This is a genomic window from Guyparkeria hydrothermalis (assembly GCF_023555375.1).
In the GTDB taxonomy this organism is placed as follows: Bacteria; Pseudomonadota; Gammaproteobacteria; order Halothiobacillales; family Halothiobacillaceae; genus Guyparkeria; species Guyparkeria hydrothermalis.
This window is the reverse complement of sequence record NZ_JAJSEE010000002.1, coordinates 418730-443263: the sequence shown is the minus strand read 5'-3', so window position 1 is coordinate 443263 and position 24534 is coordinate 418730. Positions and strand designations below refer to the sequence as shown.

The 24534-nt window shown below is 68.3% G+C and carries 26 protein-coding genes; 8 read left to right on the top strand and 18 right to left on the bottom strand.

Going from position 1 to position 24534, the window contains the following annotated elements; genetic code table 11:
* Positions 1 to 31 precede the first annotated feature (31 nt).
* From rplS to trpS, 17 genes are all read right to left on the bottom strand, one after another.
* Positions 32 to 379, bottom strand: coding sequence for a 50S ribosomal protein L19 (gene rplS / locus LV475_RS04715; RefSeq protein WP_136866463.1), 348 nt, complete (start codon positions 377 to 379; stop codon positions 32 to 34).
* Between the two features lie 16 nt (positions 380 to 395).
* On the bottom strand, positions 396 to 1169 hold the full coding sequence (trmD, locus tag LV475_RS04710) for a tRNA (guanosine(37)-N1)-methyltransferase TrmD (protein ID WP_156574827.1): 774 nt from the start codon (positions 1167 to 1169) through the stop codon (positions 396 to 398).
* A complete protein-coding gene (rimM, locus tag LV475_RS04705; protein WP_250105837.1) occupies positions 1169 to 1690 on the bottom strand; it encodes a ribosome maturation factor RimM in 522 nt (173 codons plus the stop codon). The genes trmD and rimM overlap by 1 nt, the downstream gene beginning before the upstream one ends.
* A 3-nt stretch (positions 1691 to 1693) precedes the next feature.
* Positions 1694 to 1960: a 30S ribosomal protein S16 gene (rpsP, locus tag LV475_RS04700; protein WP_250105836.1), complete on the bottom strand. Its 267-nt coding sequence runs from the start codon at positions 1958 to 1960 to the stop codon at positions 1694 to 1696.
* A 204-nt stretch (positions 1961 to 2164) separates the two neighbouring features.
* Positions 2165 to 3460, bottom strand: coding sequence for an adenylosuccinate synthase (locus tag LV475_RS04695; RefSeq protein ID WP_250105835.1), 1296 nt, complete (start codon positions 3458 to 3460; stop codon positions 2165 to 2167).
* A gap of 4 nt (positions 3461 to 3464) precedes the next feature.
* Positions 3465 to 4643 (bottom strand): ATP phosphoribosyltransferase regulatory subunit, encoded by a 1179-nt coding sequence (locus tag LV475_RS04690; RefSeq protein ID WP_250105834.1) that lies wholly within the window; start codon positions 4641 to 4643, stop codon positions 3465 to 3467.
* 140 nt (positions 4644 to 4783) lie between these two features.
* On the bottom strand, positions 4784 to 4966 hold the full coding sequence (locus LV475_RS04685; RefSeq protein ID WP_136866473.1) for a DUF2065 domain-containing protein: 183 nt from the start codon (positions 4964 to 4966) through the stop codon (positions 4784 to 4786).
* A gap of 6 nt (positions 4967 to 4972) precedes the next feature.
* Positions 4973 to 5875 (bottom strand): protease modulator HflC, encoded by a 903-nt coding sequence (hflC, locus tag LV475_RS04680; RefSeq protein ID WP_136866476.1) that lies wholly within the window; start codon positions 5873 to 5875, stop codon positions 4973 to 4975.
* A complete protein-coding gene (hflK, locus tag LV475_RS04675; protein WP_136866479.1) occupies positions 5872 to 7005 on the bottom strand; it encodes an FtsH protease activity modulator HflK in 1134 nt (377 codons plus the stop codon). Before hflK ends, hflC begins: the two co-directional genes overlap by 4 nt.
* Positions 7006 to 7140: 135 nt before the next feature.
* On the bottom strand, positions 7141 to 8493 hold the full coding sequence (gene hflX, locus LV475_RS04670; protein ID WP_156574829.1) for a ribosome rescue GTPase HflX: 1353 nt from the start codon (positions 8491 to 8493) through the stop codon (positions 7141 to 7143).
* Between the two features lie 5 nt (positions 8494 to 8498).
* Positions 8499 to 8756: an RNA chaperone Hfq gene (gene hfq / locus LV475_RS04665; RefSeq protein ID WP_156574831.1), complete on the bottom strand. Its 258-nt coding sequence runs from the start codon at positions 8754 to 8756 to the stop codon at positions 8499 to 8501.
* A 215-nt stretch (positions 8757 to 8971) separates the two neighbouring features.
* Positions 8972 to 9919 carry a tRNA (adenosine(37)-N6)-dimethylallyltransferase MiaA gene (gene miaA, locus LV475_RS04660; RefSeq protein ID WP_156574832.1) on the bottom strand — a complete coding sequence of 316 codons (948 nt, stop codon included), beginning with the start codon at positions 9917 to 9919 and terminating at the stop codon, positions 8972 to 8974.
* 2 nt (positions 9920 to 9921) lie between these two features.
* Positions 9922 to 11748, bottom strand: coding sequence for a DNA mismatch repair endonuclease MutL (mutL, locus tag LV475_RS04655; protein WP_250105833.1), 1827 nt, complete (start codon positions 11746 to 11748; stop codon positions 9922 to 9924).
* A gap of 70 nt (positions 11749 to 11818) precedes the next feature.
* Positions 11819 to 13075 carry an N-acetylmuramoyl-L-alanine amidase gene (locus LV475_RS04650; protein ID WP_136866489.1) on the bottom strand — a complete coding sequence of 419 codons (1257 nt, stop codon included), beginning with the start codon at positions 13073 to 13075 and terminating at the stop codon, positions 11819 to 11821.
* Between the two features lie 226 nt (positions 13076 to 13301).
* Positions 13302 to 13784 (bottom strand): tRNA (adenosine(37)-N6)-threonylcarbamoyltransferase complex ATPase subunit type 1 TsaE, encoded by a 483-nt coding sequence (gene tsaE, locus LV475_RS04645; protein ID WP_156574836.1) that lies wholly within the window; start codon positions 13782 to 13784, stop codon positions 13302 to 13304.
* Positions 13785 to 13792: 8 nt separating this feature from the next.
* Positions 13793 to 15409, bottom strand: coding sequence for an NAD(P)H-hydrate dehydratase (locus LV475_RS04640; protein ID WP_250105832.1), 1617 nt, complete (start codon positions 15407 to 15409; stop codon positions 13793 to 13795).
* Between the two features lie 17 nt (positions 15410 to 15426).
* A complete protein-coding gene (gene trpS / locus LV475_RS04635) occupies positions 15427 to 16521 on the bottom strand; it encodes a tryptophan--tRNA ligase (protein WP_231505765.1) in 1095 nt (364 codons plus the stop codon).
* Between the two features lie 108 nt (positions 16522 to 16629).
* Here trpS and LV475_RS04630 point away from each other — a divergent pair, with 108 nt between their 5' ends.
* The 5 genes from LV475_RS04630 to mutM all read left to right on the top strand — a co-directional run bounded on the left by LV475_RS04630 (position 16630) and on the right by mutM (position 20784).
* Complete coding sequence (locus tag LV475_RS04630) at positions 16630 to 17415, top strand: TIGR01458 family HAD-type hydrolase (protein ID WP_250105831.1); 786 nt, start codon at positions 16630 to 16632, stop codon at positions 17413 to 17415.
* On the top strand, positions 17412 to 19208 hold the full coding sequence (locus LV475_RS04625; protein ID WP_250105830.1) for an SLC13 family permease: 1797 nt from the start codon (positions 17412 to 17414) through the stop codon (positions 19206 to 19208). Before LV475_RS04630 ends, LV475_RS04625 begins: the two co-directional genes overlap by 4 nt.
* A 235-nt stretch (positions 19209 to 19443) precedes the next feature.
* Positions 19444 to 19680, top strand: coding sequence for a 50S ribosomal protein L28 (gene rpmB / locus LV475_RS04620; RefSeq protein ID WP_125197716.1), 237 nt, complete (start codon positions 19444 to 19446; stop codon positions 19678 to 19680).
* A 38-nt stretch (positions 19681 to 19718) separates the two neighbouring features.
* On the top strand, positions 19719 to 19874 hold the full coding sequence (gene rpmG / locus LV475_RS04615; RefSeq protein ID WP_136866501.1) for a 50S ribosomal protein L33: 156 nt from the start codon (positions 19719 to 19721) through the stop codon (positions 19872 to 19874).
* A gap of 88 nt (positions 19875 to 19962) precedes the next feature.
* Entirely contained in the window at positions 19963 to 20784 is an 822-nt protein-coding gene (gene mutM, locus LV475_RS04610; RefSeq protein WP_250105829.1) for a bifunctional DNA-formamidopyrimidine glycosylase/DNA-(apurinic or apyrimidinic site) lyase, read from the top strand.
* A 91-nt stretch (positions 20785 to 20875) separates the two neighbouring features.
* Here mutM and LV475_RS04605 read toward each other — a convergent pair whose 3' ends face one another.
* Positions 20876 to 22183 carry a TlpA family protein disulfide reductase gene (locus tag LV475_RS04605; RefSeq protein WP_136866506.1) on the bottom strand — a complete coding sequence of 436 codons (1308 nt, stop codon included), beginning with the start codon at positions 22181 to 22183 and terminating at the stop codon, positions 20876 to 20878.
* 134 nt (positions 22184 to 22317) lie between these two features.
* Here LV475_RS04605 and LV475_RS04600 point away from each other — a divergent pair, with 134 nt between their 5' ends.
* The 3 genes from LV475_RS04600 to LV475_RS04590 all read left to right on the top strand — a co-directional run bounded on the left by LV475_RS04600 (position 22318) and on the right by LV475_RS04590 (position 24532).
* The gene (locus LV475_RS04600; RefSeq protein ID WP_136866508.1) at positions 22318 to 23235 is read left to right on the top strand and encodes a phosphoribosylaminoimidazolesuccinocarboxamide synthase; all 918 of its coding nucleotides are present in this window, start codon (positions 22318 to 22320) and stop codon (positions 23233 to 23235) included.
* A complete protein-coding gene (gene bioD / locus LV475_RS04595; RefSeq protein ID WP_136866510.1) occupies positions 23232 to 23942 on the top strand; it encodes a dethiobiotin synthase in 711 nt (236 codons plus the stop codon). The genes LV475_RS04600 and bioD overlap by 4 nt, the downstream gene beginning before the upstream one ends.
* Before the next feature lie 188 nt (positions 23943 to 24130).
* The gene (locus tag LV475_RS04590; RefSeq protein WP_211238783.1) at positions 24131 to 24532 is read left to right on the top strand and encodes a c-type cytochrome; all 402 of its coding nucleotides are present in this window, start codon (positions 24131 to 24133) and stop codon (positions 24530 to 24532) included.
* The last annotated feature ends 2 nt before the right edge of the window (positions 24533 to 24534 follow it).

Sequence of the window (24534 nt, the reverse complement as noted above, 5' to 3'; positions counted from 1 at the left end):
GTCAGCCCTGGGGCTGGGTCGGCCGAAACGGTCAGCCCAGACGCTCGCGGATACGAGCGGCCTTGCCGGTACGACCACGCAGGTAGTACAGCTTGGCGCGACGGACGTCGCCGCGACGCTTGACCGTGATCGAGGCGATCTGCGGGCTGTAGGTCTGGAAGACACGCTCCAGGCCCTCGCCGTAGGAGATCTTGCGCAGGGTGAACGAGGAGTTCAGGCCGCGGTTGCGCTTGGCAATCACGACACCCTCGAACGCCTGCAGACGCTCACGGTCACCCTCGGTTACCCGAACGTCGACGGAAACCGTGTCGCCGGGGCCGAACTCCGGCACCTCGCGGGTCATTTGATCGGCTTCGATTTTCTTGATGATCTCGCTCATTTTCCGCCACCTGTTATCAATCGCGTGTCTGTTGGCCGGGGTCGTCATCGCTGCCCGCGAGCCAGTGTCTTTCCAGTGCCGCCCGCTCGTTGTCGGTCGGCCCGTGTTGCAAAAATAGGTCCGGTCGCCGCCGGGCCGTGGTCATCAGGGCCTGCTCGGCCCGCCACTCGGCAATCCGCCGGTGATCGCCGCTGGAGAGCACCGCCGGCACCCCGCGGCCCTCCCACTCCGGCGGCCGCGTGTAGTGCGGGTGATCCAGCCGGTCGGCCTCGAACGAGTCCTCGACCACCGACTGCGCGTCCCCGACCACGTCGGGCAGGCGACGGGCGATCGCATCGACCACCACCATTGCCGCCAGCTCGCCCCCGGAGAGCACCAGGTCGCCGAGGGAGTACTCGACGTCCACCCGGGAGTCGAGTATCCGCTGATCGAAGCCCTCGTAGCGGCCACAGACCAGCACCAGTGGCTGTTCCCTCTCGGCCCAGTCGGCGATCACGTGACGATCGAGCCGCTGCCCCTGGGGCGAGAGCGCCACGACCAGCGGCCGCGCCGCGTCGGTCTCGGCCACCGCCGCGTCGATCGCCCCACTGATCGGGCCAGGCTGCAACAGCATGCCCGGCCCGCCGCCGAATGGACGATCGTCGACCCGACGGTTGCGATCGGTCGACCAGTCGCGCGGGTTGTAACCCGCCACGGTCAGCCTTTCCTTCTCGATCGCGGAGCGGACCATGCCGCAGCGGTTCCCCGCGTCCACCAGTTCGGGGAACAGGGTCACCACCGAAATCCGCATCAGAAGTCGGGGTCCCAGTCGACCTCGATCCGACGCTCGTCGAGGTCGACCGCGTGGATGACCTCGTCGGGGAGAAAGGGAATCAATCGTTCCCGATCCCCCTGGACGACCAGCACGTCGTTCGCGCCGGTCTCCATCATGTCCTTCACCTCACCCAGCACCTGGCCGGAGAGGTGCACCACCTCGCAACCGATCAGGTCGCGCCAGTAGTACTCGTTCGGGCCGGCCGGCGGCAGTGCCTCGCGGTCGACCACCACCTCGGCCCGTCCCAGCGTCTCGACCGCCGTGCGGTCGTCGAAGCCGGCGATCTTGACGGTCACGCCCTTGGGGTGGACCGTCAGCTTCTCGAACTGCGCCGGGCGCGTCTCGCCGCGCTCGGTGCGCAGGGTGACGTCACGGTACCGCTTGATGTTCTCGATCGGTCGAGTGAACACCTGCAGCCACACCCAGCCCTTGATCCCGTAGGGACGACCGAGCTGGGCGATGACGACCGGATCGACCGGTTCCGTCGACGCCGTCACCGCTTACTCGGCGGCAGCAGTCGCCTGCTTCTTGCTCTGGCGGACCAGGGAAGCAACGCGCTCGCTGGTCTGCGCACCGCGATCCTGCCAGAAGGCGAGGCGGTCGAGGTCCAAGCGCAGACGCTCTTCCTGACCACGGGCGACCGGGTTGAAGAACCCGAGACGCTCGACGTACGAGCCGCTGTCACGCGCGTTGCGCTTGTCGGTGACGACGACGTGGTAGAAGGGCTTCTTTTTGGCACCAGTACGAGCCAGACGAATCTTGACCATAACGCTTAACGATTCCTGTTGGAGTAGTGACTGCCAGACTGCGTCGACGACGACGCCGGCCAGCCATCTGACCGATCTCGCAGCCTCGGCAATTCACCGAGGGAAATTCAAGTGGCGCGATTTTACGGATTTTTGCGCAGAAATAAAGACCTGCGACCCACCGATTTTTCGGCGGGCGGGTCGAAACGAGGCCGGGACCGACGCTCAGGCGTCGTACGGGTCCCGCAACACGATGGTTTCCTCGCGGTCCGGCCCGGTCGAGATCAGGTCGACCGGCACGCCGGTCAGCTCCTCGATGCGGCGGATGTAGGCGCGCGCCTCGGCCGGCAGGCCGTCGACGTCCTTCACGCCGACGGTGGTCTGCGACCAGCCTGGCATCGACTCGTAGATCGGCACGCAGCGCGAGTAGGTGTCGGCCGAGAACGGCGCGCTCTCGATGCGCTGCCCCTCGATCTCATAGCCGATGCATATCCGCACCTCTTCCATGCCGTCGAGCACGTCGAGCTTGGTCAGGCACAGGCCCGAGAGGCTGTTGATCTGCACCGCCCGGCGCAGTGCCACGGCATCGAACCAGCCGCAGCGACGCGCCCGACCGGTGGTCGAGCCGAACTCGTGGCCACGCTTGGCCAGCCGCTCGCCGATCTCGTCCTCGAGCTCGGTCGGGAACGGCCCGCCGCCTACGCGCGTGGTGTAGGCCTTGGTGATGCCCAGCACGTAGTCGAGCTCCAGCGGCCCCACGCCACTGCCGGTGGAGGCCCCGCCGGCGGTGGTGTTCGAGGAGGTGACGTACGGGTAGGTGCCGTGATCGATGTCCAGCAAGGTGCCCTGGGCGCCCTCGAACATCAGGTTGCGGCCTTGCGCTCGCATCTGCGCGAGCGTGCCCGGCACGTCGCCGACCATCGGCGCGAGGATCTCGGCCTGGGCCAGCAGGCGATCGAGCGTCTGCTGGAAGTCGATCGCCTCGGCGCCGAAGTACTGGCGCAGCACGAAATTGTGGTAATCGAGCACCTCGCCCAGCTTCGCGGCCAGGCGCTCGCGGTGGAAGATGTCCTCGAGGCGGATGCCGCGCCGCGCCACCTTGTCCTCGTAGGCCGGACCGATACCGCGGCCGGTGGTGCCGATCTTCTGCTCGCCGCGGGCGTGTTCGCGCGCCTTATCGAGCGCGACGTGATGCGGCAGGATCAGCGGGCAGGCCTCGGAAAGCATCAGGCGATCGGAGGCCGGCACGCCGCGCGACTCGAGCTGCTCGATCTCCTCGATCAGCGCGTCCGGGGCCAGCACCACGCCGTTACCGATCAGGCACTTGACGCCTTCGCGCAGGATGCCCGAGGGAATCAGGTGCAGGACGGTCTTCTCGCCGTCGATCACCAGGGTGTGACCGGCGTTGTGCCCGCCCTGGAAGCGTACGACCGCGCCGACGTTCTCCGTCAGCAGGTCGACGACCTTGCCCTTGCCCTCGTCGCCCCACTGGGACCCGAGGACGACCACACTCTTACCCATGGTCCTATTCACCCGTTAGCTGCCAAGTTTGTGTTTGTCCGTCATCGACGGCGACCAGCTGCGCGGCGCCGTCGGGAATCGATTTCGTCGTGATCACGCGGTAGCCCTTGCCGCGCAGGTCGGCCACCGCCCGGTCGAGGGCCGCGTCGTTGAGGCGCGCCGGTGCGTAGACCGTCGGGCCCGCCGGCGCCTCGTCATCGTCCTCGCCCAACAGGTCGCGCAGGTCGAGCGAGAAGCCCAACGCCGGACGCGAACGGCCGAACACCTGGCCGATATCGTCGTAGCGACCGCCGCGGGCAATCTCGCGCCCCATGCGCGGCGAGTAGGCCGCGTAAACCAGCCCGGTCTGGTAGTGGTAGCCGTGCAATTCGGACAGGTCGACCAGCACCTCGCCGTCGACACGGGCATCGATGGCCTCGGCCACGGTGGCCAGGCGATCCAGCGCGGCCCGCCCCTCGGCATCCAGCAGCCCGTTCAGGCGCTGTACGGCGGACTCGAGCGTGGCCTGCCAGGGGCCGTGCAGGTCGCAGAGTGCCTCGATCGCCTCGACGAGCGATGCCTCCAGCGACCAGCCGGCGAGCGTCTGGCGAATCTCGGGCACGGCCTTGCGGGTCAGCGCGTCACGCAGCTGATCCTCGCGCGCCTCGTCGAGGCCCGCGGCGCGCACCAGCGCGCGGAAGACGCCCACGTGCCCGAGATCCAGCGTCATCTGCCGGCAGCCGCCGACCGCCAGCGCCTCGGTCATCAGCGAGATGACCTCGACGTCCGCCTCCGGGCCGTCGCTGCCGAACAGCTCGGCACCCACCTGCATCGGCGCGCGCGAGCCGCCCAGCCCGTCCGTCTTGGCACGGATCACCGTGCCGATGTAGCACAGCCGGCGCTCGTCGACCGACGGCAGGCTGTGGGCATCCATCCGCGCGACCTGCGGGGTCATGTCGGCACGCACGCCGAGCTGGCGACCGGACAGGCCGTCGGTGACCTTGAGCGTCTCGAGGTCGAGGTCCTCGCCGGTGCCGACCAACAGGGTGTCGATGAACTCCACCATCGGCGGAACGACCAGCTCGTACCCCCAGCGATCGAAGGTTTCGAGCATCCGGGTGCGAACGCGCTCAATGCGGCGTGCCTGCGCGGGCAGGACCTCGTCGATGCCGGCCGGCAGAATCCAGGGGGACTGATTGCTCATTGCTGTTGCAGGGTGTCGAGTGTGTCGTGGACGAAGGGCCGAGGCGGGACACGGCACGGGGCAAAACCCGCGTATTGTAAACGCGGCACACAAAAAACCCCAGCCCGGGCTGGGGTTCTTCTATCGGGACGGGGTGCGGACTACCCCCAGACCCAGAGCGCAAGCCCGAGCAGGAGGATCACCAACGCGATGATCCGCATGCGCGAATCCGGCGTCAGGGCGATCTGCGCGACCGCCTGGCGGTAGGTCCGCGGGCTGATGAACGGCAGCAGCGCCTCGATGATCAGCACCAGGCCGAGCACCCGCAGCAGGTCGTCCATCATGGCCGCTTACCGCGCCGGCAGCGCGGCGTCGCCCGACTCGCCCGTGCCGTTCGGCGACTCGAAATAGCGGAAGAACGGGCTGTCCGGGCTGAGCACGAAGGTGTCGCTGCCGTTGGCAAAGACCTTCTGGTAGGCCTGGATGCTGCGATAGAAGGCGAAGAATTCCTCGTCCTGGCCGAACGACTCGGCGTAGATGCGCGCCGCCTCGGCATCGCCCTCGCCTCGGATCTCGTCGGCCTCGCGCTCGGCCTCCGAGATGATCACCACGCGCTGGCGATCGGCATCGGAGGTGATGCGCTTGGCCTGCTCCTCACCGCGCGAGCGGATCGCCTTGGCCACCGTCGAGCGCTCCTTCTCCATCCGCGAGTAGACCGACTCGCGCACTTCCTGCGGCAGCTCGATGCGCATGATCCGCACGTCGACGATCTCCAGACCCAGCCCGGAGATGTCCTCGTTGGTGGTCTCGATCACGTTGCGCATGAACAGGTCGCGATCCCCGGACACCACCTCGGCGATGGTCCGGCTGGAGATCTGGCTCTTCATGCTGTCCTTGACGATCTGGTTCAGACGGCTCTCGGCCACCGACTCCTGACCGCGGGTCGCCCGGTAGAAGTCGGCCGGGTTCGTGATGCGCCACTTGATGTAGTAGTCGACGATCAGGTTCTTCTTCTCGCTGGTCAAGAACCGCTCCGGCGGCGTGGACAGCGACAGGATGCGCGTGTCGAACAGGCGCACCGAGTTCACGAACGGCAGCTTGAAGTGCAGGCCGGGCTCGAAGTCGGTCTCGACGATTTCACCCAGGCGGAACTTCACGCCCTCCTGGTATTCGGCCACCTGGAAGGTCGCGGTCGCGTAGAGGAACACGATCACGACGATGATCGGCAGCAGCAGGCGCGTCACCCAGTTCATTCGGACCCCCTGGTACGCAGACCGGAACGGTTGTTGTTGGAACTGCCCGAATTACCTTCGAACGAGGTGCTAGTCGAGAGCGACGGCACCGCCAGCGGCGCGCCACCGCGCAGGTCGGAATCCTGCATGACGTTGCCCTTGGTACCGGACGGCAGGTTCAGGATGTTGTTGGCGTTGTCCGGGTCGACCACGATCTTGTTGCCCTTGGCGTAGATCTCGCCGAGCGTGTCGATGTAGATCCGCTCGCGGATGATCGACGGGGCGATCCGGTAGGACGCCAGCAGCGCATCGAATCGCGCGGCCTCACCCTGGGCCTGGTTGATGACGCGGGACTGGTAGCCCTTTGCCTGCTCGAGGATCTGGGCGGCGTCACCACGGGCGCGCGGCACCACCTGGTTGGCGTAGGCCAGCGCCTCGTTGATGTAACGCTGCTCGTCTTCGCGGGCGCGAATGGCGTCCTCGAAGGCCGGCTGGACCGGCTCGGGCGGCTGGACGTCCTGCAGGTTGACCGAGCGGACGTTCAGGCCGGTCTGGTAGGACTCGAGCAACTCCTGCATGCGGGTGCGCACCGCGTCGACGATCTCGACCCGGCCGTCGGTCAGCACGTAGTCCATGCGGCTCGAGCCGATGACCTCGCGGATCGCGCTCTGCATGACGTCCTGCAGCGTGCCGTTGGGATCGCGGACGTTGAACAGGAACTCGACCGGATCACGCACGGTGAACTGGCTGGAGAGATCGACGTCGACGATGTTCTCGTCGTTCGTCAGCACCGTCATGCTGAGCTCGCGGTCGCGGTATTCGTCGACGTTGACGGTGATCACGTCCGAGATCGGGTACGGCGGATGCCAGTGCGGCCCCGGACCGGCGGTGCTGGTGTACTTGCCGAAGGTCAGCACGACGCCGCGCTGGCCTTCGTCGACGATGTAGATACCGGAGATCAGCCAACCGATCAGCACGATGCCGATGATCGCCAGGATCCCCTTGGACCCACCGGCATTGCCCATGCCGCCACCGCCGCCGAAGCGGTCCTTCAGGCGTCCGAGGGCATCGTCGATGTTGGGCGGCTTACCGCCCCGGCCGCGGGGATTCGACCAGGGATCTTTACCGCCACCCGGCTCGTTCCAGGCCATGGGCTTCTCCAGTGATTGCCGCCGGCGAATCCGGCGGGCAGTGGGTATGCGTGAGGTTTCGTGACATCCACCCCGCCCGACGGGCGGAAAGCAGCGCCAAAGTGTAGTGGCCGTGGCCGGACGTGGCAACCGCCGTCAGTGTCCGGGCTCGCGGTCGGCCAGGACCACCTCGAAGGGCTCGGGCGGCGCCGGCTCGGGGGCATCGAGCACCATGTCGGCCAGTGCCGGTTCCTTTTTGAGCAACTGCCCCCAGCGGGCCACCGGCAGATTGATCTCCAGGTGCCAGCCATCCTCGTCGACCGATTCCTCGAGCACGGCGCCCTCCCCCTGCAGCTGGGCGTAGAGGCGGCCGTCGGCCATGGGGATGAACAGCCGTCGCGTGACGCTGCTCGGCTCGAGTCGCTCGGCCAGGGCCTCGCGCAGCTCGTCGAGCCCGAGCGATTCCTTGGCCGACACCCAGACGCGGCTGGGCAGGCCGGCGGCATCGCGATCGACCCGCACGGCACCGTCTTCGAGCTGATCGATCTTGTTCATGACGGTCAGGCGCGGCATCTTGCCCGCGCCGATCTCCTCGAGCACGACCTCGACGTCCTCGATCTGCCGATCGCGCTCCGGCGAGGCGGCATCGACCACGTGCAGGAGCAGGTCGGCCTCCAGCGTCTCCTCGAGGGTGGAACGAAACGCGGAGACCAGCTCGTGCGGCAGGTGACGGATGAAGCCGACCGTGTCGGCGAACACCACCGTCAGTTGCGGGTTCATCTCCACCCGGCGCAGCGTGGTGTCGAGCGTGGCAAACAACTGGTCGGCGGCGAAGGACTCGGCCACGGTCAGGGCGTTGAACAGGGTGGACTTGCCGGCGTTGGTGTAGCCGACCAGGGCCACGGTGGGCACGTCCGACTGCTGACGCCCCTTGCGCCCCTCGGCCCGCTGGCGACGCACCCGCGCGATACGCTCCTTGAGCTGCTTGATGCGTCCGCCGAGCAGGCGACGGTCCATCTCGAGCTGGGTTTCACCCGGCCCGCGCAGACCGATCGACCCGCCGCGCTGGCGCTCGAGGTGGGTCCAGCCCCGCACCAGGCGCGTGGCCAGGTGGTTCAACTGGGCCAGCTCGACCTGCAGCTTGCCCTCGTGCGAGCGGGCGCGCTGGGCGAAGATGTCCAGGATCAACCCCGTCCGATCCAGGACGCGGCACTTGACCAGCCTCTCGAGGTTGCGCTCCTGGGAGGGCGAGAGCTGGGCGTTGACGATCACCAGTTCGGCCTCGTGCGCGGCGACCAGCTCGGCCAGCTCTTCGGCCTTGCCCTTGCCGATGAACAGGCGCGGGTCCGGGGTCTGACGGTTGACCGTGCTCTCGGCGAGGATCTCGGCGCCGGCCGAACTGACCAGCTCGCGGAACTCGGTCAGGTCCTCGTTGGAATCCACCGCGCGCTGCTCGACGTGCAGCAACACGGCCCGTTCACCGCCCTGGTGGCGCTCGAAGAACTCCATCGGGGTTATTCGTCGCCCCCGCCGTCACGCCCCTCGCCCTTGGGCTCGGCATCGATGGTCACCGGCCGGGTCGGCACGATGGTGCTGATCGCGTGCTTGTAGACCAGCTGGGAGACGTTGTTCTTCAGCAGCACGACGAAGTTGTCGAACGAATCGATCTGGCCCTGCAACTTGATGCCGTTGCGCAGGTAGATGGATACCGGAATGTGCTCTCGGCGCAGGGTATTGAGAAACGGTTCTTGCAGTGACTGGCTTTTGGCCATGGTGATTCCTCTTGTTGGTTATCCGGCCTCTCAGGCCGGTCGGCCGTTCTCGGCGGCCTGTGGACCCCGTTGACACGACCGCCGCGACGAGCGGGCAATGGCCGGAACGATGGGGACGCCTGTCGGCAATTCAATCAATGAGAAGTGTAGGGGGAATTATCCACCGGTGACAGACCGGCCGGTCCTGGGGCGCGCCGCCACGTCTCGCGCCCCCTTCAAGATGCCTTCCCGGCGATAAAGTTCATTATGCGTGATTCGACCCGATCGACCGCCTGGGCGTCCACCGCCTCCCAGTGCGGGGCCGAACGCAACCAGGTGCGCTGGCGCTTGGCCAACTGGCGGGTGGCCGTGATCGCCCGCTCGCGCATCGGGTCGAAGCCCCATTCGCCGGCCAGGTGTGCCCAGGCCTGCCGATAGCCGACCGCGCGCATCGAGGGCATCCCGGGGTGCAGGTCACCCCGGGCATACAGGGCCTCGACCTCGGCGAGAAAACCGGCCTCGAGCATGGCATCGAAGCGCTCGGCCACCGCCCGGCGGGTGTGCGCGGTGCTCGGCGGCCACAGCGCCACCGCCAGCAGCCGCTCGTCGGCCAACGGCGAGACCGGCGGGTGTTCCTGCTGCCAGTCGCTCAGGCTCTTGCCGGTGGCACGAAAGACCTCCAGCGCCCGGCCGATGCGCTGCGGGTCGGTCGCGTGGATGCGCGCGGCGGCCACCGGATCGACTTCGGCGAGCTGGCGATGCATGGCCGGCCAACCGCTTGCCGCCGCCTCCTCGGCCACCGCCTCGCGAATGGCCACATCGGTCGGCGGCAGGCGGGAAATCCCCTGCAGCAGCGCCTGGAAATACATCATCGTTCCGCCGACCAGCAGGGGCACGCGCCCGGCATCCCGGGCCGTGGCAATCGCGGCCAAGGCATCGCGGCAGAACTGCTCGACGCTGTAGGTCTCGGCCGGGTCGCGGATATCCACCAGCGCATGCGGGTAGCGCGCCAGCAGCCCGGCCTCCGGCTTGGCGGTGCCGATGTCCATGTCGCGATAGATCATCACCGAGTCGACCGAGATGATCGACACGGGAAGCCGGTCGGCCAGACGCATGGCCAGCGCGGTCTTGCCCGAGGCGGTCGGCCCGGCGATGGCCACGATCGGCAGCACGTTCGCGTCCACCGTCACTGCCCCCGCATGAACCAGCGATCGAGCTCCTCGATCGTCAGTCGACGCCAGGTCGGCCGACCGTGGTTGCACTGGTCACTGCGCTCGGTGCGCTCCATGTCGCGCAGCAGGGTATTCATCTCGGGGACCGTCAGACGGCGATTGGCCCGCACCGAGCCGTGACAGGCCATGGTGGAAAGGATCTCGTCGATGCGGTCGCCCACCAGCGCGCGCGGCACGTCGTCACCGGCCAGCGGCACGCGGCGCATCTCGGCGAGCATCTCGCGCACCAACGTTTCGATGTCCGCCTCGCGCAGCATCACCGGCACCTCACGCACCCGGACCCGCTCGGGCCCGATCCGATCGAGCACCACCCCGGCGGCGGCAAAGGCCTCCTGCCAGGTCTCGAAGGCCTCCGCCTCGGCGGGTGAAACCGCGATATCCACCGGCAAGAGCAACGGGGCGACCGACAGCGCCCGCTCGCGCCAACCCTGCTTGAGACGTTCGTAGGTGACCCGCTCGGCGGCGGCATGGGCGTCCACGATGATCAGCCCGTCGCGGTTGCGCGCCAGGATGTAGATCTCGCCCAGGTGGGCGATGGCATACCCCAACGGGGGGATTTCGGCATCCGCCGGCAACGGTTCGGCGACCCGGTCGCCCGCGCCCTCACCAGCCCGGCCCTGTTCGAGTAGGGAGAAGTAACCCTGTGCCGAGCGCCCGCCAAGTGATCCGCTAGACGATCGGCCGGGCGCCCCACCAGTCGCAAACGACGGCGCGGCACTGGGACCCGGCGCGCCGCCGGCGATGGGCATGGCGGACGCCATCGCTTCGCCCGCGCCCGGGGAGACGGCGCCGCCGGGGGTCGCCAGCGCCCGATGCACGGACTGGAACAGGAAGTCGTGCACCCCGCGGGCATCGCGAAAGCGCACCTCCGCCTTGGTCGGATGTACGTTGACGTCCACCGTCGCCGGGTCGAGGCGCAGCGAGAGCACGTAGGCCGGGTGTCGCGCGTGGTGCAATACGTCGCTGTAGGCGCGGCGGATCGCGTGGGCGACCAGTCGATCCCGGACCACCCGGCCGTTGACGAAGAACAGCTGCTGATCGGTCGACGCGCGGGCGTACTGGGGACTGGCGACCAGCCCCTGCAGCGCAAACCCCGAGGCGGCGGCATCGATCTCGCGCGCCTCGTCGAGAAAGCCGCGCCCGAGCACCGCGGCAATGCGCTGCTCGATCGAATCGAGGTCGACCGCCGGCAGATCGAACACCACCCGGTCGTTGTGACTCAGGCGAAACGCGACCTCGGGGTTGGCGAGCGCGAGCTTACGCAGCAGCTGGTCGACGTGGCCGAACTCGGTGCGCTCGGTGCGCAGAAACTTGCGGCGCGCGGGCACGTTGAAGAAAAGATCGCGCACGTCGACCAGCGTGCCGGGTTTCGCCGGCGTGGGGCGGGGCTCGTCGAACACGCCGGGGGCCAGCTCCCAGCCGTGCTCGTGATCGGCAGTGCGCGAGACCAGCCGCAGGCGGGAAATGGACTGGATGCTGGCCAACGCCTCGCCGCGGAAGCCGAAGCTGGCGACCGCCTCGAGATCATCGAGATCGCGGATCTTGCTGGTCGCGTGGGGCGAGATCGCCAGGGGAAGCTGCTCGGGCGGCATGCCGTGGCCGTTGTCGCGCACGGACAGCTGCTTGACCCCGCCGGCGACGACCTGCACCTCGATCCGGTCGGCACCGGCATCGAGGGCGTTTTCCACCAGTTCCTTGATCACGCTGGCCGGCCGCTCGACCACCTCGCCGGCGGCGATCTGGTTGACCAGGGACTGTGGCAGTTGGCGGATCTCGGCCATGGGGCTCCGGGCAAAGCCGCCATTGTCACCCCGTGTCTCAGCTCAAGACAAGGAGAACACCGACTCGGCCTCAGAGCATCGCGTAGCGGGTGCCTTGCGGGGCGTGCGCCGTGTAGTAGCTGTTCACGCCCTCGAGGATCGACTGGGCGATCTGGCGCTGGTAGCTCGACGAGCGCAGACGCTGCTCTTCCTGCGGATTGCTGATGAAGGCGCTCTCGACCAGGATCGAGGGGATATCCGGCGACTTGAGCACGGCAAACCCGGCCTGCTGCACGTCGTGCTTGTGCAGCTTGGCGATGTTGCCGATGCGCTGGAGCACCCGGTCGGCGAAGTCGAGACTCGATTCCAGCGTCTTGGTCTGGGCCAGGTCGAGCAGTACCGAGGCGACGTCCTCGTCGTGACCGGACAGCGACGCCCCGCCGACGAAGTCCGCGCTGTTCTCCTTGGCCGCCAGCCAACGGGCGGCCTCGGAACTGGCCCCGTTCTGGCTCAGGCAGTAGACCGAGGCCCCCTTCGCCGAGGCGAGACGGAAGGCATCGGCGTGCACGGAAATAAACAGGTCCGCCTCGTGCCGACGGGCGATCTCGGTGCGTTGGCGCAGCGGGATGAAACGGTCGTCGTCACGGGTCATCACCGGGGTCAGGCCCGGCGTGGCCGCGATCAGGTCGCGCAGCTGCAGGCCGATGTTGAGCACGATGTCCTTTTCCCGCGTGCCACGGCGGCCGATGGCGCCGGGGTCCTTGCCGCCGTGGCCGGGATCGATCGCCACGACCAGGTCGCGGAACGCGCCCGACCCGGACTGCAACGTGGACTCCTGGCGGGGGACGTCCGGGCGCTCGGCGATCACGGTATCCGCGCCGCCGCCGTGAGGCAGGTCGACCACCAGTCGGTGCGACCCGCCACCCGTGGGCGGCAGGATGATGATCTGCGGGCGGGCCCGTTTCTTGAGATCGAACACGAGGCGCAGGTCGTGGCCGTTGCGTACGCCCACGCGCAGCCCCTTGACCACCGGCGAGTCCGGCGTCGACGGCAGGGAGACATCCTTCAGCCGGGTCGAATGGATGTCGATGACCGCGCGTGCCGGGTTGTCCAGCAGCAACGTATCGAAGTCGACCGGGTTGGAAATGGCGAAGACGTAGCGGGTAAAGCCCTCGTGGCGGCCCGCCTCGACGCGGGAAACCTCGGCGGCCCGGCCGGCCAGCGCCGGACCGGCCAGGGGAAGGCCGAACGCCGCCGCGCCGGTGCCAAGCGCCATGCGCAGGAAGCGGCGGCGGTCGGCAGCAAGCAAGGCAAGCGCGTCACGGGCAGATTGGGATGAGTTGTTCATGCTCCACCTCTGGCAACACAGCCCCAAGAACGTGTCGTGCAACACGGTTCCTACAGTGTGCGCCAAAAGGGATTTTTTTCAACAATTGCAAGAAGATAGCGCGTACTTCTTAACCCGATACGAGGAGCGGGCTTACCAAATATGGCACCCGGGCCAGGAGATAAGCACAAGATGATGTGCTTTTGGCTGGCGTTGAAAAAACACCACACCCGGCGATAACGCCGACTCAATCGGCCGCAAGTCGCGCCAGCCAGGCCTCGCCCAGCGGGGTCGCCGCCCGGCAGACAAGATCACGTCGGTCCGGACGACTCGCCTCACCCGACAGCGATAGCTCGAGGTCCGCCTCGAGCTCGCCGACGGCCTGGCTGAGCCACTCGACCAGGAACAGCGCCTGGTCCGCCTCGTCGCGCACGCCGAGGTAGTCGAGCTCCTCGGGGTCGGCCAGCCGGTAGAGATCGAGATGCAGCACGCGGCCGGGTCCCCCCGGCGGCGCGGTCACGTCGTAGGGCTCGACCAGCGTGTAGGTGGGGCTGCGAATGGTGCCGCTCACCCCCAGCGCACGCAGGAACGCCCGGGCGAAGGTGGACTTGCCCGCGCCCAGCTCGCCGCGCAGTGACAACAGGCCCGCCGCGGGCGCCACCGCGGCCAGGCGCGCGGCAAATGCCTCGACCGCCGCTTGATCGAGCGCGTGGTGGCGTTGCTCGGCCATGGACGCCGTCATTGTCCGCCCTGCCCCGGTGGCGCGCCATTCGCGCAGCGGGCCCGGCGCCAGCCCGACCCGGGCGACACGATGCGCCCCTGCTCGCCCGAGCGGCCGTTGAGGCGGTCGCGGATTGCGCCGAACAGGTCACTGGCGGCCATGCCCCACTCGCCGTGCGCCTCGGCCTCGACCTCGCCCGCTTCGGCGTGCAGGCAGACCGCGAGCTCCATCGCGGCAAACCGCGACAGTCCCATGCCCAGCAGGGCACCGAGCAGGCCGGCCAGCACGTCACCGGTGCCCGCCGTCGCCAACGCGGCACTGCCCCGTTGGCACACCGCAAGGCGATCGCCATCGGCCAGCACGCTGCCGGCCCCCTTCAGCACCACCGCGCAGCCGAGTCGCTCGGCAATCGAGCGCGCTGCCCCGAGGCGGTCGGTGTTGATGGCGGCGGTATCGCACTCGAGCAGCATGGCCGCCTCGCCCGGGTGCGGCGTGATCACCGCCCCCCGGTCACGCAACGAATTCGGTCCCAACAGGCGCAGGGCATCGGCATCCACCACCAGCGGCAAGGGGCAGTCGCGCAGCGCACGCCAGACGGTCATCGCCCAGCCGTCACGCCCCAGCCCGGGCCCGACCACGATACTGGTCGCCATCGAGGCCAGGCGCAGCAGGTCATGGGCGCTGTCGACGCCATGCACGATCAACTCGGGCCGGCCGATGTTGAGCGTGGCGGCATGATCGGGATGGGTGGCGACGATCACCTTGCCGGCCCCGGCACGCAGGGCCGCCTCGGCGGCCAACCGGGCGGCGCCGGGCATGCCGCGGTTGCCGGCGGCGACCAGCACGGTGCCGAAACGCCCCTTGTGCCCATCGGCCGAGCGCGGGGCAAGGTGAACGCCACCCGCCAGCAGGTCGAGCGGGATCTCGTCGGCCGGCTCGGGGGCGTGACCGAGATCGGCCAGTACCCGCTCGCCACAGACTGCCACGGCCGGGCCGGTGCTCAGGCCACGCTTGATGCCGAGGAAGGTCACCGTGCAGTCGGCCCCCAGGGTTCGCGGATCGACCGCGCCGCGGTCGGCATCGACACCCGAGGGCAGATCGACGGCCAGCAGGCCCGGACGCTCGTCCCGCGAGTCGGTCACGGCCGCCACGCGCTCGAGGAAATCGGCCGGCGCGCCCTCGATGGCCCGATCGAGACCGATGCCGAACAGGGCGTCGACGACCACGTCGGCCGCGCGCAGCGCCTCGTCGATAGCGGTCGGTTCGGTCCGCACCTCGATGCCGGGGACGGCCGTCGAGAGCGCCGACCAGGCATGCGCTGCACTGCCGTGAAAGCCTGGTTGCTGCCAGCCGAGCAGATCAACCATCAGGCCGGCCTCTCGCGCCAGCCGGGCGATCACCAGCCCATCGCCGCCGTTCTGCCCCGGCCCGACCAGCACGGCCAGGTGCCGGGCGGCTGGCCAGCGGCCGCGCAGCTCGGCAAACACCGCGCCACCGGCACGCTCCATCAGGCCATAGGCATCCACCCCGCCGGCGAACAGGGCTCGTTCATGCGCCTGGATGGCCACCACCGACCAGGCACGCGTCAGGCCCGGGTCGGCGTCGGGACGAATGATCCGAGGGGTGGCAGTCACGTGACGCTCCGTCCCGATCAGCCGAGGATGTCCGGGCGCGGCAGGAAACCGAGGGCATCGAAGGCGCGCTGCAGGGTCGGCCGGGCACGCTCGGCGGCGCGCTCGGCGCCCTTGGCGAGGATGGCATCCAGCCCGGCCTCGTCGGCACGGATCTCGCGGTAGCGCGCGGTGATCGGCTCAAGGTGGGCGATCACCGCCTCGCCGGTCTCGACCTTGAGCTTGCCGTAGCCCTCGCCGGCCAGGCGGCTCTCGATCGACTCGATCGACTCGTCGCCGAAGATCGACAAGAGCGTCATCAGGTTGGACACGCCCGGCTTGTTCTCGGGGTCGAAGCGGATCTCCATGTCCGAGTCGGTCACTGCCTTCTTGAATTTCTTGAGGATCTTCTTCGGCTCGTCGAGCAGGGCCACGTAACTGGCCTCGCTGGGATCGGACTTCGACATCTTCGCGGTCGGGTCCTGCAGCGACATCACGCGCGCGCCCGCCTTGGGGATGAACGGCTCGGGCACGGTGAAGATGTCGCCGTAGAGCTTGTTGAAGCGCATGGCCAGATCACGGGTGAGCTCGAGGTGCTGTTTCTGGTCGGCGCCGACCGGCACGTGCGTGGCCTGGTAGAGCAGGATGTCGGCGGCCATCAGCACGGGGTAGTCGAACAGGCCGGCGTTGATGTTGGCCTGGTGGCGCTGCGACTTGTCCTTGAACTGGGTCATGCGCTCGAGCTCGCCCATGTAGGTGTAGCAGTTGAGCACCCAGCCGAGCTCGGCGTGCGCCGGGACGTGCGACTGGACGAACAGGGTGCTCTTGTCCGGGTCGAGCCCGCAGGCGAGATACAGGGCGAGGAAGTCGTAGCAGCGCGAGCGGAACTCGGCCGGGTCCTGGCGCACGGTGATCGCGTGCAGGTCGACCAGCATGAACAGCGCGTCGTGCGTGTCCTGCATGTTGACCCAGTTGCGGATCGCGCCGACGTAGTGGCTGATCAGCAGTTGCCCGGAAGGCTGGATGCCGGAGAGCACCACCGGCGGCTTGTCGTTCTTGGACATAGGTTGCGGGTTCTTCAGGCTGATGAACGGATGGATTGAGCCGGGTCGATCCGGTACGCCACGGGTCGGCATGCGGCGCCCTCCCGGGCAAGGCGGCTCATCATAGCAAAGGCCCGCGGCGGGTCATCCCGGCCCGCTCCTGCTATACAGGAGGGAAAGCCACCCGGGGATGCCCAGACGATGCCGGCGATTCTCTTCGACATGGACGGCGTGCTCTACGTCGGCGACCGCCCCATCGACGGGGCGGCCGAGACGCTGGCGTGGTGCCGTCGACACGCCATTCCGTTCCGGTTCGTCACCAACACCACCTCTCGACCCCGCGCGGCCCTGGTCGACAAGCTCGACGCAATGGGCATCGAGGCCCGGGCAGACGAGATCATCACGCCACCGGTCGCCGCCCGCCAGTGGCTGTCACGACACGTCGACGGGCCGGTCGGCCTGTTCGTCCCCGAGGCCACCCGGGCGGAGTTCGCCGATTGCATCCCCGCCTCTCCCCACGACCAGCGCGTTGCGGCCATCGTGCTGGGCGATCTGGGCGAGGGATGGGACTTCGCCACCTACAATCGCGCCTTCCGCTGGCTCAAGCAAAATCCGGACGCGCCACTGGTCGCGCTCGGCCTGACCCGATTCTGGGAGGCCGAGGACGGCCCACGTCTCGACGTCGGCCCGTTCGTGCGCGGGCTCGAGTACGCCATCGGACGCGAGGCGATCGTGCTGGGCAAGCCCAGCGCGGCGTTCTTCCAACGGGCCGTAGAGCAACTGGGGGTGCCCGCCGAACAGACCCTGATGATCGGTGACGACATCGTCGGCGACATCGGCGGCGCCCAAGGCGCCGGCCTGCGGGCACTCCTGGTCCGCACCGGCAAGTTCCGCCCGACGGATCTCGACGGCGATATCTCGGCCGACGGGGTGATCGATTCGATCGCCGACCTGCCGACCTGGTGGGAGCGCGAGTCGCCGCCATGACCACCGACCAGGGCCTGCTGTTCGCCATCCTGGGGCTGACGCTCGCGGGATTCGCCTGGGGGCGGCTGCGCTACGACGTGGTCGCCCTGCTCGCCCTGCTGGCGACCGGACTGACCGGGCTGGTGCCGCCCGCGGCCATGTTCAGCGGGCTGTCGCACCCGGCGGTGATCACCGTGGCGGCGGTGCTGATCCTCAGCCGCGCCCTGATCAACGCCGGGGTGATCGACGTGCTCGCGCGCCGGCTGACGCGGGTGGGTGACCGCCCCATGGCCCAGGTAATCACCCTGACCGGGGTGGTCGCGCTGAGCTCGGCGTTCATCAACAACGTCGGCGCGCTGGCGCTGTTCATGCCGGTAGCCGTCTGGATGGCACGGCATGCCGGCCGCTCGCCGTCGTTCCTGCTCATGCCCCTGGCCTTCGGCTCGCTGCTCGGTGGTACGCTCACCCTGATCGGCACGCCGCCGAACATCATCATCGCCACCTACCGGGTTGACACCGGCGCACCGGCCTTCGGCATGTTCGACTTCCTGCCGGTGGGGCTGGCCATCACGCTCGCGGGCATCGCCTTCATCGCCCTGGTCGGTTGGCGGCTGACGCCCTGTCGCAGCCAGTCGGCCGACAACGGCGAGTTGTTCGAGATCGAGAACTACCTGACGGAGGTGCGCGTGCCCGAATCAAGCAGCTACGCCGGGCGCAGCGTGCACGAACTGATCGACTCGGTCGCCGAGGAGACCGACGTGATGGTGACCGCCCTGCTGCGCGAGGGCGAGCGCCGACGGATGCCCTCGACCTACGAGGTGCTCCGGCCCGGCGACATCCTGCTGATCGAGGCCGATTCCGACGGTCTCCAGGCGTTGATCGACGTCACCGGGGTGGAACTGGCGGCCGGCGAAACCGCCGAGAGCGAGGAAGAAACCGACAAGACCGCCGGCGAGCTGACCCTGGCCGAGGCGATCGTCGCGCCCAACTCGAGGCTGGTCGGGAACTCGGCGGGGGCACTCGACCTGCGAGAGCGCTACGGGGTGAACGTGCTGGCCGTCGCCCGACAGGGCAGGCGATTGAAACAGCGCATCAGTCACATCCGCTTTCTGCCCGGCGACATCCTGCTGCTGCAGGGGCGCGAGGAGAGCCTGCCCGGCGCGATGAGCCGACTCGGCTGCCTGCCGCTGGCCGCGCGCGGACTCAATATCGCCCGTCCTCGTCGCGTCGCGCTGGGCGCCAGCATTTTCGTCGCCGGCCTCGCCCTCGTCGCCTTCGACCTGTTGCCGGTGGCCATGGCGCTGGTCGGCACCGCCGTGGCGATGGTGATCGCCGGGCTCCTGCCCTCCGACGATGCCTATCGCGCCATCGACATGCCGGTGATCGTGCTGCTCGCCGCCATGCTGCCGGTCGGCCAGGCGCTGGAAACCACGGGCGGCTCGGCCCTGATCGCCGAGACCCTGCTGGTCGCCGCCGACCACCTGCCCGCGTTCGCCACCCTGGCGCTGCTGATGACGGCGGTCATGCTGCTGTCCAACCTGGTCAACAACGCGGCAGCGGCCGTACTCGCCGCACCGATCGGCATCCAGATCGCGCAGGGCATGAACGCCTCGCCCGACCCGTTCCTCATGGCCGTGGCCATCGGCGCCTCCTGCGCCTTCCTCACGCCGATCGGCCATCAGTCCAACACGCTGGTCATGGCGCCGGGCGGCTACCAGTTCGGGGATTACTGGCGCATGGGATTGCCGCTATCCCTGTTGGTTATCGTCGTGGCCGTGCCCATGATCCTGTGGGTCTGGCCGATGGCCGGGTAACCGGCCGAACCGGTCGACAGACCGCCCCGAGACGACGTCGGTCGGGTAGAATCGGCACCCGGCCACCGGCGTCATGACCGACGTCGGCATTCACTGCACGGATACGCTTGCCAACCCGGCAAGGTTCTTTTATCCTACGCGGCCTTTGAATTGACCCGCCCGCGTGCCGGCCGCCGTACAGGCTCCGATCCCTTTGGCACGCGCGCAAACAAGACGAGTCGCTCAGGAGACAATCATGGCCCGAGTTTGCCAAGTAACCGGGAAGCGCCCGGCGGTCGGTAACAACGTATCGCACGCGAACAACAAGACCCGGCGTCGGTTCCTGCCCAACCTGCACAAGAAGCGGTTCTGGGTAGAGAGCGAGCAGCGCTTTGTCAGCCTGCGTGTTTCCAGCCACGGCCTGCGCACGATCGACAAGGTCGGCATCGAGACGGTCATCGCCGAGATGCGTGCCCGCGGCGAGAAGGTCTGAAACACCGCTTACCACCCTATTTAGACAGGTAACACGACATGCGCGACAAGATCCGACTGGTATCCACCGCTGGCACCGGCCACTTCTACACGACCGACAAGAACAAGCGGAACATGCCGGAAAAGATGGAAATCAAGAAGTACGATCCGGTAGTACGCAAGCACGTCATCTACAAGGAAGCCAAGATCAAGTAAGAGCGTCTGGCCGTCCCCGGACGGCCGACCTCTGCTGATCGGCCCTTGACGGACCCCGCGAGGACACCTCGCGGGGTTTCTTCGTGTCATGCCGGAACTTCCCGAAGTCGAGACCACCCGACGCGGCATCGAGCCGCATGTCGTCGGGCAACGCATCGAAGACGTCATCGTGCGCGACGCCCGCCTGCGCTGGCCGGTGCGCGCGGACCTGGGCGACTTCCTGCGCGCTCGCCCCGTCGAGGCAGTCGAGCGCCGCGCCAAGTACCTGCTGCTGTGCCTGGACCGGGGGGATCGGATACTGATCCACCTGGGCATGTCCGGCAGCCTGCGCCTCGATGACCCGGCCAACCCGCCGCGCAAGCACGACCACGTCGAGTGGCGCCTGGCCAACGGCCGGGCGCTGCGCCTGCACGACCCCAGGCGTTTCGGTGCCGTACTGACCGATCACGCAGACGACCCGCATCGGCGCCTGCGCAACCTCGGCCCCGAACCGCTCGATCCCGACTTCGACGGCGCCTATCTCGCCGGCCGGTTTGCCGGCCGACGCGTGGCCGTCAAGCAGGCGATCATGAACGCCGACATCGTGGTGGGCGTGGGCAATATCTACGCCTCGGAGGCCCTGTTCCTGGCGGGCATCCACCCCGGGATGCCGGCAGGCCAGCTTGCCCCGGATGCCTGCGACGCCCTGGCCGCGGCCATCCGCCAGGTACTTGCCGCAGCCATCGAGCAGGGCGGCACGACCCTGCGCGACTTCCTCGCCCCGTCGGGCACGCCCGGCTACTTCCGCCAGACACTCAACGTGTACGAACGCACCGACCAGCCTTGCCGCCGCTGCGGGACGCCGGTCGAACGCGTGGTCATGGGGCAGCGCTCGACGTGGTTCTGTCCGGCGTGTCAGCCGGAAGACTGAAGAGGTCGGAGCTCAGACCGATGTTCGCGAGGCCCAAAGAGGCCTCAATCATGTCGTCTGACCTCTCATTTCTTCTCTCCGACTTCTCTCCCTATTCCGGCTCGATCTCGAGCAATTCGCGCACAATCGCGTCCACTTCCTCGGTATCCCAGATGATCCCGGCATTGACCGAGTAGTGGATGCGCCCGTCGGCGGCGACCAGGAACGAACTCGGGAAGGCGAAGGCGTCGTACTTGGCCGCGACCGCGCCGTCCGGGTCGACCGGCACGGGGAAGGAGACGTCGAAGTCCTGCATGAATTCGCGCAGGTGCTCGGGCGACTGCTTGAAGGCGATGGCGTAGATCTTGAGCCGATCCGGGTAGCGGCTCGCCAGGCGTTCCATCGAGGGGATCTCCTCGACACAGGCCGGGCACCAAGTGGCCCAGAAATTGACGATCTGCACGCCGTCGAAATCCGGGTCCAGCCGCTGGGGATTGCCCTCGAGGTCGGTAAGCTCGAATGCCGGCGCCTCCTGCGGCTCGACCGGTTGCAGGCCGGTCTGGCGATCCACGGGCGTGGTGCGTTCGGGGTCGATCGGGCGCACCTCGGTCGGGTGCGCCGCGGCGGCGAGCAGCGGGATCGCCCGCAGGATGTCGTCGGGCAGTGACTGCACCGCGCGCGCCTCGGCCGGATCGTCCATCACGCGATCCAGGTGCTCGAGGGTCTCGGGCTGCGGCTCGTCGAGGTGCATGTGGTAGTAGTCACGCACCTCGGGCACCACCTGGACGAACAGGTCGCTGCCGGCGGCGAGAAAACGCTCGCGCAGGTCGAGCAGGCGGTGGCGGTACACGCCGCGCTCCGGCTGGAGCAGCATCACCGGCAGGTTGGTGGCATCGATGATCGAGAACAGCTCGGGCTCTTCGCCCGCGACCGGCGCGCCCCGGTACAGGCTGGGGAAGATCAGCACGCCCCCGGCCAGCGCCTCCGGGTCGTCGCTGCGCTCCTGCCACCAGCGCATCCCGCGCAGGGTCGGCACCGCCATCCGGTCGGCGGCCACCACCACGGTGGGACGCCCCGCCTCGACGGCCCGTTGGATCAGCGACCCCACCGGCTCGCCGTCGATGTTGCGCACGTTGAGGTCCGAGCGCGGCAGGAACAGCGAATCCATCACGTCGACCATCCAGACCGTCGCCCCGCGACGCGCCAGGGCGAGCGCCACGCTCTCCGGGCCGGGCAGGTCGCCGTACTGATTGACCACCCAGAGCACCAGCGGCCCGTCCTCGGGCGCGCCCTGTGGCGGCTCGATCACCCGGACGTCCAGCTGATCGCCGCCCTCGCCCAGGGGAATCGCCAACTCGGCCCGGGCCGGCCCCACCAACATCACCAACAGGACCGCCAGCAACCCTTGATGCCACGCCATGCGAACGCCCCACTTCATCGCTGTCCTCCGGGTCACCGCGCGCATCGCATCGCGCGCCGCGCTCTCGTACAATAGCCAACGGCCCGAAAACCCACCGGGCCGCAAATCCTTAGCATGCTAGCAGTTGAACGCCCATGACACACTCGGCCCCCGCCGTTTTCGAAACGCAAATCGACGCCCTGGAACTGATCCACCGCGGCAAGGTGCGCGATCTCTACCGCATCGACGACGAGCGGATGCTGATCGTCACCACCGACCGGGTCTCGGCCTTCGACGTGATCCTGCCCACCCCGATCCCCGACAAGGGTCGGGTACTGACCGAGATCTCGCGCTTCTGGTTCGAGAAGAGCCGCGACCTCGTGCCCAATCACCTCTGCGAAGCGCAGGATCTCGCCGCCATCGTTCCGGACGAGGCACAGCGCGCCCAACTCGTCGGCCGCAGCGTGATCGTGCGCAACCTCAAGGCCCTGCCGATCGAGGCGGTGGTGCGCGGCTACCTGATCGGCTCGGGCTACAAGGACTACCAGGCAACCGGCGCGGTCTGCGGTATCAAGCTACCCGAGGGGCTGCAACTGGCCGACAAGCTGCCCGAGCCCATCTACACCCCGGCCACCAAGGCCGACGTGGGCGACCACGACGAGAACATCGATTTCGCCGAGACCGAGCGCCTGATCGGCCCCGAGATGGCCGCCCAGGTGCGCGATACCGCCATGCGCCTCTACCGCCTGGCCGCGGACTACGCCGCCAAGCGGGGCATCATCATCGCCGACACCAAGTTCGAGTTCGGCCTCGACGAACACGGCACGCTGCACCTGATCGACGAGGCGCTCACCCCGGACTCCTCGCGCTTCTGGCCGGCCGACGAGTACCGCCCGGGCATCAGCCCGCCGTCGTTCGACAAGCAGTTCATCCGCGACTGGCTCGAGACCCTCGACTGGGACAAGACCGCCCCCGGACCGGCCATCCCCGACGAGATCATCGCCCAGACCCGCGAACGCTACCTGACCGCCTACCGCCGCCTGACCGGCGAGGACCTGCCGGGCCTCGCATGAGCACGCGCGACCCGGATCCACGCGGCTGGGTGGTGCTGGCCACCGATACCGGGGTCGGCAAGACCGTGGTGTCCTGCGCGCTTGCGCGCCTGCTGATCGACCACGGCCTGCTGCCACGCGTGCGCAAACCCGTGGAAACCGGCTGCGAGCTCCACGACGGGGAACGACAACCGGCCGACGGCATCGCCCTGCGCGAGGCCGCCGGCAACCGCGAAGCGCTCGAGGCCGTCTGCCCGATCCGCTACCTCACCCCGGTCGCCGCCCCGGAGGCGGCCCGTCGGGAAGGCGAAACCCTGCAGTTCAAGCGCGACCTGGCCCCGATCCTCGACCGGACCCAGGCCGGCCTTGCGCACGACGAACGCCTGATCATCGAAAGCGCCGGCGGCCTGCTCTCACCGCTGGCCGACGATGCGCTGAACGTGCGCCTGGCCGAGTACACCGACCTGCCGGCCCTCCTGGTCACCCCCGACCGGCTGGGCACGCTTTCCTCCACGCTCACGGCGGTCGAATCCCTCCACCAGCGCGACATCCCCGTCGCCGCGATCGTCCTCAACCGGCGTCCCGAGGACCCCACCGGCCCGGACTGCCCGGACAACGCAAGCGCCTTGCGCGAGTGGTTGCCCCGCCTCGTCCCCACCCCGCCGCCGGTGATCTCCTTCCACGACCCCCAGCGCCCTGACGCCCTGCTTCCCCTGCTCGACCGCTGACCCGATCCCCGTTCGTCAGGTCCGGGCTGAAACCACCCCCACCCTCCTCATCGACACCACACGCTTGGCATAAGCCAGGCTTATGTTGCATAGTGCTTACCTAATAAGTACATTTAATCCGGACATAACTCGGGATCGAGTACGCCATTGTTCGCGCCAGGAAGGCGATCGATCGAGGGGGAGAACAAATGACCAGACGACTCATCAGGGGCGCGACACTCGCCCTGGCGACAGGCGGCGCCGTTGCGGCCCTGCCACTGCACGCCGAAACCACAACCGCCACCGACCCCAGGGGGCTGATGGCCGCCCAGACCTGCGCCGGCTGTCACGGCACCAAGGGGTACATCGAGGACTCGGCCTACGTGCCGCTGGCCGGCATGCCGCGCGAGCGGTTCATCACGGCCATGGAGTCGTTCGCCGACGGCTCGCGCCCCTCGACCCTGATGGGGCCGCTCGCACGCGCCTTCACCGACGAGGAAATCGCGGCCATGGCCGACTACTTCGAAGCCCAGCCGAAAGAGCGCGCCCGAGCGATTGACCCGGCAAGTGACCAGACAACGGGTCAGGCCCTCGACCCGGAGGAGAACTGAGC